14 protein-coding genes are annotated in these 10543 nt (G+C 62.1%); 11 read left to right on the forward strand and 3 right to left on the reverse strand.

The features are described from left to right. Window positions 1-339 precede the first annotated feature (339 nt). On the reverse strand, window positions 340-924 hold the full coding sequence (locus AC1Q7H_RS39245) for an RES family NAD+ phosphorylase (protein WP_153956982.1): 585 nt from the start codon (window positions 922-924) through the stop codon (window positions 340-342). 9 nt (window positions 925-933) lie between these two features. Continuing rightward, window positions 934-1509: a hypothetical protein gene (locus AC1Q7H_RS39250; protein ID WP_042876474.1), complete on the reverse strand. Its 576-nt coding sequence runs from the start codon at window positions 1507-1509 to the stop codon at window positions 934-936. A 237-nt stretch (window positions 1510-1746) separates the two neighbouring features. On the opposite strand from AC1Q7H_RS39250, the gene AC1Q7H_RS39255 reads away from it, so the two are divergent. The 5 genes from AC1Q7H_RS39255 to AC1Q7H_RS39275 all read left to right on the forward strand — a co-directional run bounded on the left by AC1Q7H_RS39255 (window position 1747) and on the right by AC1Q7H_RS39275 (window position 3609). Further along, window positions 1747-2037, forward strand: coding sequence for a DUF2471 family protein (locus AC1Q7H_RS39255; RefSeq protein WP_042876472.1), 291 nt, complete (start codon window positions 1747-1749; stop codon window positions 2035-2037). An 8-nt stretch (window positions 2038-2045) separates the two neighbouring features. Further along, window positions 2046-2300: a hypothetical protein gene (locus tag AC1Q7H_RS39260; RefSeq protein WP_051974639.1), complete on the forward strand. Its 255-nt coding sequence runs from the start codon at window positions 2046-2048 to the stop codon at window positions 2298-2300. A 20-nt stretch (window positions 2301-2320) separates the two neighbouring features. Continuing rightward, on the forward strand, window positions 2321-2491 hold the full coding sequence (locus tag AC1Q7H_RS39265) for a hypothetical protein (RefSeq protein WP_492382486.1): 171 nt from the start codon (window positions 2321-2323) through the stop codon (window positions 2489-2491). Between the two features lie 362 nt (window positions 2492-2853). Continuing rightward, window positions 2854-3075: a DUF2188 domain-containing protein gene (locus AC1Q7H_RS39270; protein ID WP_042876469.1), complete on the forward strand. Its 222-nt coding sequence runs from the start codon at window positions 2854-2856 to the stop codon at window positions 3073-3075. 294 nt (window positions 3076-3369) lie between these two features. Further along, window positions 3370-3609 carry a hypothetical protein gene (locus AC1Q7H_RS39275; protein WP_228772700.1) on the forward strand — a complete coding sequence of 80 codons (240 nt, stop codon included), beginning with the start codon at window positions 3370-3372 and terminating at the stop codon, window positions 3607-3609. A gap of 108 nt (window positions 3610-3717) precedes the next feature. Here the strand turns inward: AC1Q7H_RS39275 and AC1Q7H_RS39280 are convergent, their stop codons facing one another. Continuing rightward, window positions 3718-4731: a LacI family DNA-binding transcriptional regulator gene (locus AC1Q7H_RS39280; protein WP_153956283.1), complete on the reverse strand. Its 1014-nt coding sequence runs from the start codon at window positions 4729-4731 to the stop codon at window positions 3718-3720. Window positions 4732-4886: 155 nt separating this feature from the next. Here AC1Q7H_RS39280 and AC1Q7H_RS39285 point away from each other — a divergent pair, with 155 nt between their 5' ends. From AC1Q7H_RS39285 to AC1Q7H_RS39310, 6 genes are all read left to right on the forward strand, one after another. Next, window positions 4887-5861 carry a Bug family tripartite tricarboxylate transporter substrate binding protein gene (locus AC1Q7H_RS39285; protein ID WP_153956282.1) on the forward strand — a complete coding sequence of 325 codons (975 nt, stop codon included), beginning with the start codon at window positions 4887-4889 and terminating at the stop codon, window positions 5859-5861. A gap of 60 nt (window positions 5862-5921) precedes the next feature. Next, window positions 5922-7469, forward strand: coding sequence for a class I adenylate-forming enzyme family protein (locus AC1Q7H_RS39290; protein WP_492382487.1), 1548 nt, complete (start codon window positions 5922-5924; stop codon window positions 7467-7469). Then, window positions 7466-8185, forward strand: a complete 720-nt coding sequence (locus AC1Q7H_RS39295) for an SDR family oxidoreductase (RefSeq protein WP_153956280.1) — start codon at window positions 7466-7468, stop codon at window positions 8183-8185. Before AC1Q7H_RS39290 ends, AC1Q7H_RS39295 begins: the two co-directional genes overlap by 4 nt. Continuing rightward, complete coding sequence (locus AC1Q7H_RS39300; protein WP_492382488.1) at window positions 8182-8985, forward strand: citryl-CoA lyase; 804 nt, start codon at window positions 8182-8184, stop codon at window positions 8983-8985. Before AC1Q7H_RS39295 ends, AC1Q7H_RS39300 begins: the two co-directional genes overlap by 4 nt. Window positions 8986-9059: 74 nt before the next feature. Further along, entirely contained in the window at window positions 9060-9593 is a 534-nt protein-coding gene (locus tag AC1Q7H_RS39305; RefSeq protein ID WP_492382489.1) for a carboxymuconolactone decarboxylase family protein, read from the forward strand. Continuing rightward, complete coding sequence (locus AC1Q7H_RS39310; protein WP_492382490.1) at window positions 9586-10443, forward strand: SDR family NAD(P)-dependent oxidoreductase; 858 nt, start codon at window positions 9586-9588, stop codon at window positions 10441-10443. Before AC1Q7H_RS39305 ends, AC1Q7H_RS39310 begins: the two co-directional genes overlap by 8 nt. Window positions 10444-10543 lie beyond the last annotated feature (100 nt).

Here is a 10543-nt window from a genome sequence, read left to right on the forward strand (position 1 = left end):
CTAAATACCACGAAGAGCGCCTCAGGCGGACATTTCTGCTTTGCTAGAACCGGACATTACTGCTTTGCCGCTACACCGCTGGTTCGCATAACAAAGATTATGTTAAATTGTTATGGTGCATAACAATGTTCCTGGAGCCAAACGCGTAGCCTCCGTTGTGATTCGGCTAGTTCATCCGCCAGACATGATCGCGGACGTGATCGGCCTTGCGCAGCCAAATCCCCTCGATAGTCTTGAGGCAAAACTGTCATCGTGACCCTTTGATCTGGCTGGCTTGCCGGCGCACGACTAGTGGAAACAAATTGATGCAAACCGACGCCGCTTCCGAGCGAGTCACGTTCAAATGGGAAACAAGCGAAAGATCTCGAACACCTTAGGCGCTTGAGGGTGGCAATCAAATTGAATCGCGTTGCTAACTGCCAGCTTTTCTTTGGCGCGTTCAAAGACAACCAGCGCCTTCTGGTCGTTCAGGTGGTTGGACATATACAAGAAGCCGTCCACGTGCGCCGGATGGTCATGCAGCGCACGCGACCATTGTTGCGGGATGTCGTAGGGCGTCATGCTGGAGACTGCCGCGTTACCCCCAAGGTTCTTCAAATGCGGCCCATACAGCGCAGCCAGATTCAACAGCTCGCCTTGGAAGGTCAGCACATACCGATCGAGTTGGGCCGCTGTCAGCTGAAAACCAGTTGGGCCGGCGACTTCATCGTGAAGGACCGTCTCGGCGAAAGCGCAGGGTAACGTGAAGCCGAAATAGCTAGTGCCATAGCGCCTTTGCGGATCGTCAAATCGGTTGCCGCCGGACTTGCCGAAGTATGGCTCATTAGAATTATGGCGCGAGATACGAATCAGCTCTGTCGGTGAGACTTTTTCAATGTGGAGTCCAAACAAGTCAAAATTACCGCCCGGGGCACTAATCGTCAAAATGGCTCCTCAGCGCTCGGCAAAAGCCGCGGCGGCTTTCTTGACCGCTTCGAACTTGCCTTGTTCGAGTGCCTCCAGGGGCGTGGCTTTGTCGAGCGAGCCCTTTGCGGTCGTGAAAAATTGCCACTTTGTCCAACCCGGCAAGTCCCCCAACAGTTTGGTGATTTCTTCTACCTTCTTGCGGTCGATATCTGACCTGGCATAGAACGCTGGGTAAAAGACTTTCGTACCCACATTCACCGTGAACATACGCTTGGCGAGCACCGCCTTGCTGAGAGCTTGGCGCGTCAGCCCCAAGGCGTTGATCAATTGGTCGGACGAGACGATCTCTCCCGATTCGATCAACGCTTCGCGGGAATGCGCCGCACTAGCCTCGAACGCCTTGATGTCCACCGTAGGACGGGTGCGTCCAATATGGACTTGAACCCCAAGGTCAGACACCTGCGCGAGTCCGTTTTTCAAAAGCCGGCCGAGCGCGGCATCGGGCAGATCCAACAGCTGCCGAGTTGCCTTCTGACTGAACATCGAGGCCGCGCCCACGGCGCTTCGGAGTGCGATTTCGCTCTCCGGATCCAGGAAGACCACGTCCGACTCTCTTGAATGGGTATGTGTTGCTTTCGCCACGGGAAGCCCCTGATTGGCTAACTATGGTTTGAATGTAGGCCGGTTTTGCAACCATGTCAACCAAATCAACCTAAGTCCCAAGATGGCGGGCCACTCCGATGCTGTTCACGCCAGCCGCAAACAGGGTGCGCTGATTTCCGCTGGCGCTGAGGTCGGAAGTCTCTCTATACTGTATATCCATACAGTTCTCACCAAACCATGGACTCAATCCAAGCCGCCGAATCTGCCATCGTCCAGGCCACGCCAGCCATTGTTGCCAAGCACCGAGCCGCTGGCATCCTGACCTGGAAGCTCATTCATCAAATCGAGACTGAGGTCATGCACGAGGTGGGCCAATCGGGAAAGCACGCGCCGAACCTGCTTCGCATGCTGAAGGCCTCGCCGTTTCTGAGCTACCCGAAGGACGACACGCCTGCCGACTTCTCGGGCAGCGAAGTGGTGCCGATCACCTTCAGCGCGATCCAGGACGCCTGGAAACGCGTCAACTGAACGTCCACATGGCCGCGAGCACGACCATCTTTCTCGAAGCCCACTATTTCGGCGAGGACAGCGAGGCGCTGCGGTTGCCGTGCGAGGCGATCGCGGCCACGGCTGGCGGCCTCGTCGTGACCGGCTTGGAAGCAAGACAGTTGCGCGCATTGAAGTGGCGGCCCGACTTCCTGTCCTACTGGGAGGACGGCCAGTTGATTCGCCTGGCCGTAGGCCCATGGGCTGCAGTGGATGCGACCACGGTCCGCTTCACCTTGCGCTGAACCGCACGGAGATCTGAACCATGGGCAACAGCAAACTGGCGGCCCGGTGCCACCTTCCGGCAGAAACCAATGGGGAGAGCCTGGTGCACTCGGAGAACGGCATCCTCGGCACCCTTCACGGGCAGTACATCGCCGCCGCGCTGGGCACTCAGGGCGCGCCACGCGCGAGTCGGCAGACCACCACCAGGTGATAGTCGAGGCCGGACACGCCGGTACCGTCCGGCTGTTCATCGAAAAGAAGTGCGCGCAGCATGGTAGGTACACGCACTACTTCGGGTCGGCATACCGAGCAGAAGCTTTAGACCCTCCCCCAAATTGAGGGATATGAATGTCTATACATTTCAGCGAGAATCGCCCGCGTCGTGAGTTGACCTCTTGCGATGTCTAACCCGTCGCCCGCCGATGTGCGGGCGTTTTTTTTGTGCCCGTAACCCTAGGCCGAATTGCGCGTATCGTTTGCTCCACTCGGCGCAGGGAAATATTGTCGGACGGCGCCTGATACCGGCGCCCTTTTGCCCGGCACAGACTGGCACCATAACTTCAGGAGACAGTCATGACTGGACAAGACATCCATGTGGTTCCAGCCGACAATCGCTGGGCCGTTGAGACGGAAGGTGGCCACGCCCGCGAAACATTCGATACCCAGGCCGAAGCGATCGCCGCGGGCACGGAGAGAGCCAAGCAGAAGAAGGTCGAGCTGTTCATTCACGGTCGCGACGGCCAGATCCGGGAGCGAAACTCCTTTGGCAACGATCCGCGCGACATCAAGGGATAGCCTGGTCGACAATGGAGTCGCAGCCGGTACGGCCCGCTCCGTGCTGTCCGCCGCGCCAGCGAATTCCGACAGGACGGCAACCGTGTTGCTCCCGTGTATGGTGTAGAAGAGCCGGGAAGAGTCATTCGTATGGCAACGACTCACGCGAGGCGCCATGGCGAAATTACACTGGATAAGCAAGAGGCAATGGGCTGCGAGCCTACACGAGCTGTCTCGCGACGATGTCACGCCTTTGCAGGATTGACACGATCCGTTTTGCCGGGGCGGCAGGGTTTGTACGTTACGTGACACCGCATGGCGGTGCTGAAAAGTATGACGCGGAAATCGATCGAAGCCTTACCGAGCGGCCACTCCTGGGCCGTGCCCCACGACCCCTTCCCGCTGGACGATAGCAACGGTCACGATGAGGTCTTCCCCGGCGCCCACTGCGTCAGTGACGGCAAGTGGGCGACCTTCTACAAAGACGGGGAAGAAGTCTGGGCGTGCAACGCCGTGTATGCGGCCGCCCATTTCGATTTTTCTGCCCTGCCCTAGTCTCTCGGTCACCAATGCGTGCCGTCGGCCGATTGCAGGCTGGCAGGCCATCCCGTGCTTCTCGGCATCGCTCATGCAATTTTCACGATCGGCTGCCGCGCAGGGGCGTCATTTTCGTGGAGTACAGGACTCTCCTAGCACAAGATCCAACGGCACACTGACATTTCGTGGCGGCGCATCGGCGATGCCTTCAAGCCGGTCGAGCATCAGTCGTGCAGCGGCTTCCGCAGCAGCTTCGATATTGAAGCGCAGTGTAGTCAGCGGTGGGTACATCAGCTCAAGGGTCTCCGGTGTACCGATTCCGATGACCGAGAGATCGCGAGGGATTTCCAGACCAGCCTTGCGCGCTGCATAGACGGCGCCCGAAAGCAGGCGGGTGCCAAGCGCGATGATGGCGGTCGGCGGTCGGTCCAGCGCCAGCATGGCACTCATCTGCACGCGTGAAGAATCCACGGCGGAACGCGACATGAAGACCAGGCCCGGGTCATAGGCAATGCCGGCCGCTGCCAACCCTTCCTGGTATCCCAATAGCTTTTCGCGACCAGGGCGGATGTGCTCGCTGGGGCCAAACAGCGCAATGCAACGGTGCCCCAGCGAGACCAGGTACTCCACCGACTGCCGGACGCCGGCGCGATGGTCGAGCGTGACCACGTCCATCGGGATGGGCGTTTCCCGGTCCAGGATCACAACAGGCAACTCGCACGAACTGAACAGGAAATCCGCCGGCGACTCACTTTCCACGCTGGGTGCGGCAATGATTCCCTCCAGCCGACGCGTCTCGAAGAGCGAGACCAGTTCGCGATCCCGGTGCGGCTGATCCAGCGTATTTCCCACCACAAGCGAATACCCGGCGGCCTGCATGTGACGTTCCACCTCGCTGAAGTGCGCGGCCAAGAGCGGGTTGCGGATATTTGAGACCAGGTACCCCACCGTGCGGCTGCGTCCAGTACGCAGATGCCGCGCGGCGAAGCTCGGGGCGTAGCCGAGTGCGTCCACTGCGGCCAGTACGCTCGCCCGCAACTTTGCGCTCGCATAGCCCGTCCCGTTCAGCACGCGTGAAACGCTGCCGATCGAAACGCCCGCGGCCTCAGCCACATCCCTCACCGATACGCGTTGCGTCATGGTCTTCCCTAATGAAAACGTTCCACAGTTGGACGCCAGTTTTTCCGACTGTTAATTTACCACTACGCCGTTTTCTCTGTCATTTCTGAACGGAAAACGTTTTCCGAATTCTGTACAAAAATGCCCGTAGAGGCGCCCCGCACCGGAGACCCTGCATGCTGTACCGACTCCTGTCAGGCTTGCTCGCTGCAGCCGCCATTTCAATGCTGGCCACGCCGGCCCCGGCGCAAACTTATCCGTCCCGACCGGTCCGACTCGTCGTCCCCTTCCCGCCCGGCGGTACCGCTGACGTGTTCGGCCGCCTGCTGGCCCAGCAACTGACGCAAACGCTTGGCCAGCCCTTTGTGGTGGACAACCGTGCCGGGGCCGGCGGCAATATCGCAGCCGGAGCCGTCGCCAATGCGGCAGCCGACGGCTACACAGTGCTGCTCGGCACCATCGGCACGCACGGCATCAATCCCAGCCTGTACGGCAACCTGCCGTACTCACCCCGCAAGGACTTCCAGCCCGTGGCATTGGTCTCGTCCGGCGCCAACGTCCTCGTGGTCCATCCCGACGTGCCGGCCCGCACGGTCAAGGAGCTGGTTGCGCTGGCAAAAAGCCGGCCCGGCCAGTTGATGATGGGCTCGTCGGGCAACGGCAGCAGCATTCATATGTCCGGCGAACTGTTCCAGGCGATGACCGGCACGCGCTTTACACACGTGCCCTACCGCGGCGCGTCCGCGGCGCTGACGGACCTGATGGGCGGCCGCGTCCAGCTGATGTTTGACAACGTGCCGTCTTCGCTTCCCCTGATCGCCAAGGGACTGGTACGGCCCCTTGCAGTCACTTCGGCGCGTCGCTTACCCGCGTTGCCCGATGTGCCTACCCTCGCGGAAGCCGGTGTCCCGGGCTACACCGTCAGCAACTGGAGCGGCCTCTTCGTGCCGGCGAACACACCGCCTGAGGTCATAGGTCGCCTGAATGACGCAGTGAGGAAAGCCGTGACCAGCGACACGCTGCGAAAGCGCTTTGTCGAAATGGGCGCTGACACGCAGGCCATGAGCCCCACGGAGTTCGCTCGCTTCGTGGACGACGAGATGGCCAGATGGGCCCGAATCGTCAAAGTGTCGGGAGCGCGGCCGGAATGAGACCCCTCACCCCGTTTCATGCGGCAGTCGTGTCGGCCGATCCTTCAAACCGGAGTACTTATGCAGCCGATTGACTTCCTTCTGAGAACCGCAAGCGCGTGCCCCCAACGTATTGCCCTGGAAGCAGACGATGTCTCAGTGACCTACGGCGAACTGGCCCGGCAGGTGTCCGCGCTGGCCGCCGCCTTCCAGGACATCGATCCCGTGCCTGGTTCACGGGTGGCTATCTGTTCTGGTAACAGCGTCCCGCACGTGATCGCCTTAATGGCAACCCTGGCGGCAGGCAAGACCTGGGTGCCGCTCAATCCGCGCAGCGCCGGCCCGGAACTTGTCAGGATCATCGAGTTCACGACGCCGTCGATTCTCGTGTTCGATGAAGCACACCGTGAGCAGGCTTGCTACGCGGTCCCGGCCGGCACACGGCGCCTTGTTTGCGGTACCCACTCCCATGAACCGGACAGTGTGGAGCGCCTGCTGGCGGCAGGGCAAGGGCGTGTCCCGCGCCGCCAGTCGAGGGACCTGTCCGAAATCCAGGCCATCAAGTTCACTGGTGGTACGACGGGCGCCCCCAAAGGCGTCATGCAATCCTTGCGCGCCTGGAATGCCACGGTCGTATCGATCCTGACAGCGATGCAATTGCGGGACGACGAACGCTATCTCGCGGTGGCGTCGATCACGCACGGCACGTCGACCTTCCTTCTTCCCGTGTTTGCCTGCGGTGGCACCATTGTCCTGGCGAGTTCGACCAAGCCGAAGTCAGTCCTGGACCAACTCGAAAGCGGCCGCATCACCGCGACCTTCATGCCGCCCACGCTGATCTATGACTTGCTCGATGAATCCGGTGTTGCCGAGCGGGACTGGTCGCACCTGCGGCATCTGGTCTATGCCGCCGCGCCAATGCGGGCAGACCGCATCGCCCAGGCCATCGAGGTCTTCGGCACCCTCGAGACATCGTTTGGACAGACCGAAGCGCCCGCGGTCATTGCCTACATGCCTGCGGCCGACCTGCGCAACCCAGTGCGCCACGGATCGGTCGGCCGTGCCAGCCCTCTGACCGAGATTGGAATCATGGCCCCGGACGGCCGCTTGCTGCCGCCGGGAGAAGCCGGAGAAATCGTCGTTCGCGGCGACCTGTTGATGAGTGGCTACTGGCGACAGCCTGAAAAGACCGCCGAGACCATCGTTGACGGCTGGCTGCATACCGGCGATGGCGGATACCTGGACCCGGAAGGATTTCTCTACCTGAAGGACCGACTGCGAGACATGGTCATCAGCGGCGGCTTTAACGTCTACCCGACTGACGTCGAGAATGCCTTGGGCGAGCACCCGGCCGTCTGCCGGTGCGCGGTCTTCGGCGTCGACGATCCGCGCTGGGGTGAAGCCGTACATGCCGCCGTCCAGCTCAGGCCAGGCACTGACGTATCGTCCGACACGCTCAGGGCCATTGTCAGGGCCCGGCTCGGCCCCGTCCAGACGCCCAAACAAATCCACTTTCTCGACAACCTGCCTGTGACCGCAAACGGCAAGGTTTCAAAACAGGCCCTCCGGGATCAGCTGACGAGTCCGGACTGCAAGGCCAATTTCCCCAAGGAGACGCTGGCATCATGATTCCTGAATCTGTACTTGTCACCGGAGGCTCCGGCGGTATCGGCTGGGCCTTGTGCCAGACCCTGGCCAGACGCGGCTGCCATGTCGTGAGCGTCGACCGCGTCGTGCCGCCCCAGCCGGACATCGTGGAGTTCTACGATGCAGACATGGCCAGTGAGACTGAGCTTGCTGCAGTCCTGCGCCATGCCTGCGGCAAGCATGCGTTCGGCGCACTCGTCAACAATGTGGCCACGCTGCGTGCCGCCAACATCGACGATACGGCGTTGGACGACTTCGACAACCAGATGCTGGTTAACGCCCGCGCCGCCCTGCAATGCGCCCAGGCGGTGTTGCCCGCCATGCGCGCGGCGCGGCAGGGCCGCATTGTCAATATCTCCAGCCGTGCGGCGCTGGGCAAGGAAATGCGCACTGCCTACGCCGCGACCAAGGGCGCCCTCAACGCGATGACCCGGACGTGGGCGCTCGAACTAGGCGCGGACGGCATTACCGTGAATGCGGTCGCACCGGGGCCGATCGCCACTGCGGCGTTCGGCGCGGCCAATCCGGCACAGCAGGCGTTGACGCAGCGTATCGTCGCCGGCGTTCCCGTGAGACGGCTGGGCACGGCCGACGACATCGTCCACGCCGTGGAGTTCTTCCTGGATGCGCGGGCATCCTTCGTGACCGGGCAGGTCTTGCATGTTTGCGGCGGCATTACCGTGGGATTGTCCGCATGAGTACCGCTCGCGGGAGCATCCGCACTGAGATCGGCACCACCACGCCCGACCGTATTTCGGTGCGTGGCCGCGATCTCGCGCGCGACGTGATCGGCAAGCTCGATTTTGTGCAGATGCTGTGCCTGGTCGCGCTCGGCAGGCTGCCGGACAAGGCTGAGGCGCGCATGATCGACACGCTACTCGTCACAGCGGTCGACCATGGGCTGACACCCAGTGCCATCAGCACGCGCATGACCTGGCTTGGCGCTCCTGAGTCACTGCAGGGCGCCGTGGCCGCTGGCCTGCTTGGCGCAGGGGAACGCTTTCTCGGCACGGTGCAAAACACCGCCGAACTCCTCTTGCGAGAAGCTGCTGATCTGGACCCGGACGCACAAGGGCCCGTATTGCACGAGACCGCACGCCGGGTCGTGGCGATTGCGCGACGGGCCGGGCGCGCCCTACCCGGCCTGGGCCATCCGATCCACGCCGACGGCGATCCGCGCGTGCCGGCGTTGTTCGATACCGCCAGCGCCAACGGATGCTTCGGCCGGCACTGCCGTTTGGCCCTCGCACTTGCAGAGGCATCAGGCGAGCCGGGCGCTGATGGGAATAGAAAGCAGAAGCTCCCGCTCAATGCCGCCGGTGCCATCGGCGCCATCCTGGCCGACATGGGGCTTGATCCCCTGTTTGGCCGCGGCCTCGCACTGATTGGACGCTGCGCCGGCCTGGTCGCCCACGTTCTGGAGGAGCGCGAGCATCCCACCGCTGCGCTCATGTGGGACCTGGTACTCCGCCAGGACAAGCGCAACGTGCTGCCCTGATACCCAGAAGTTTTCCGCTTTATCCACCACCCACGAGCCGCGCCAACGCGGCCAGAGGAGACTCCATGGCTCGCATGCCATATTTTGACGTCAACGAAGTCACCGGCCCCCTCGGCGAGCTGGTACGCGGCCGTCCGCCGCTCAACCTGTACCGCATTCTCCCCAACGCACCCGAGACCGCTATCGGCTTTCTGGCGCTGGGGCGCGCCATTCTCATGAAAGGGGCGCTCCCGGCAACACTGCGCGAACTGGCCATCCTCAGGGTGGGCGCACTATGCAAGGCCACCTACGAAATCCATCAGCATCGCCGGGTGGCGCGTGCCGCCGATTTGCCCCACGCAAAGATCGAGGCTGTCCTCAGCACTGGCTCAACCGAAGCTTTCGATTCGCGCGAGGCGTTGGTGGTCGCATTCACCGATGCCGTGGTGCGGGACGTTAAGGCACCTGATGACCTTTATGCAGGCGTAGCGAAGGCACTTGGAGATCAGCAGACCATGGAACTGCTCGTGACCATCGGCTACTACATGTTGGTGTCGCGCCTGCTGGAAAACCTGGAAGTCGATATTGAAAACCCGCCGCTTGAACATCTGGAGATCCCCCGTGACTGATACCCTGCAACCGCGTCCTGATCAACAACTCTTCGCGCCCGCACTGGGCACTCTCCGGCGTGAGGGGCGCCTTGCCGGTCGGCGCATCCTGGTGGTCGGCGCCGGCCAGCGCCAGACTGTGGATCTAGTACCTTCCGTCGGAAATGGGCGCGCCATGTCGGTGCTGTTTGCGCGCGAGGGCGCAGTAGTGACTTGTGCCGACATCGATGCCGACGCCGCCCAGGGCACGGTTGACTGGATCGCCCGCGAAGAGGGTCGGGGCTTCGTCGTCCAAGCAGACGTATCAGACCCTCTCCAGATATCCAGAATGGTGCGCGAAGCAGCATCCGCTATGGATGGCTTGGACGGGCTCGTCGTCAATGTCGGCATCGGCGCCCAGAACCGCTTTGGCAGCGAGAATCCTGCCGACTGGGATCGCGTACAAGACCTGAACCTGCGGGCGCCAATGTTCTGCGCGCAGGAAGCTGCGGCGGTCATGCCACCGGGCAGCGCGGTTGTCTTCGTCGCCTCCACTGCTGCGATTTCGCCTCTGAGCGGCCTGCCGGCCTATGAATCGTCCAAAGCCGGGCTGACGGCACTCGGTCGCGCCGTCGCCTTTGCCGGGCAAGGCACAGGACTGCGTGCCAACGTGCTGGCACCAGGGCTCATCGACACGCCGATGGGACGCGACGCCTCCCGCGCCCGCCCGTCGCGCGCAGCCCGCCCCCTGCCCTATGGCCGCCAAGGCACAGGCTGGGAAGTCGCCAATGCCGCGCTCTTCCTCATTAGCACCGAATCATCCTACGTCAACGGCCAGATGCTGGTTGTCGACGGGGGACTGTCGATTGGTGCCGTGCGCACCGCAGCCTGAGTCACCCGGCGCTGATCGGGCATACCAAGATCCTATGAGACAGGACAAACCGATGCTTAAAATCAGCGTGTCGTGCTTGGCTCACAGGGGAGACATCATG

It is taken from the genome of Cupriavidus sp. GW823-FHT06D04, assembly GCF_058795055.1.

Excerpts from the sequence above, each read along its gene's own strand:
- AC1Q7H_RS39255 (WP_042876472.1), top strand. The coding sequence starts at position 1,747 with ATGGACTCAATCCAAGCCGCCGAATCTGCCATCGTCCAGGCCACGCCA.
- AC1Q7H_RS39260 (WP_051974639.1), top strand. The coding sequence starts at position 2,046 with ATGGCCGCGAGCACGACCATCTTTCTCGAAGCCCACTATTTCGGCGAG.
- AC1Q7H_RS39265 (WP_492382486.1), top strand. The coding sequence starts at position 2,321 with ATGGGCAACAGCAAACTGGCGGCCCGGTGCCACCTTCCGGCAGAAACC.
- AC1Q7H_RS39270 (WP_042876469.1), top strand. The coding sequence starts at position 2,854 with ATGACTGGACAAGACATCCATGTGGTTCCAGCCGACAATCGCTGGGCC.
- AC1Q7H_RS39275 (WP_228772700.1), top strand. The coding sequence starts at position 3,370 with ATGGCGGTGCTGAAAAGTATGACGCGGAAATCGATCGAAGCCTTACCG.
- AC1Q7H_RS39280 (WP_153956283.1), bottom strand. The coding sequence starts at position 4,731 with ATGACGCAACGCGTATCGGTGAGGGATGTGGCTGAGGCCGCGGGCGTT.
- AC1Q7H_RS39285 (WP_153956282.1), top strand. The coding sequence starts at position 4,887 with ATGCTGTACCGACTCCTGTCAGGCTTGCTCGCTGCAGCCGCCATTTCA.
- AC1Q7H_RS39290 (WP_492382487.1), top strand. The coding sequence starts at position 5,922 with ATGCAGCCGATTGACTTCCTTCTGAGAACCGCAAGCGCGTGCCCCCAA.
- AC1Q7H_RS39295 (WP_153956280.1), top strand. The coding sequence starts at position 7,466 with ATGATTCCTGAATCTGTACTTGTCACCGGAGGCTCCGGCGGTATCGGC.
- AC1Q7H_RS39300 (WP_492382488.1), top strand. The coding sequence starts at position 8,182 with ATGAGTACCGCTCGCGGGAGCATCCGCACTGAGATCGGCACCACCACG.
- AC1Q7H_RS39305 (WP_492382489.1), top strand. The coding sequence starts at position 9,060 with ATGCCATATTTTGACGTCAACGAAGTCACCGGCCCCCTCGGCGAGCTG.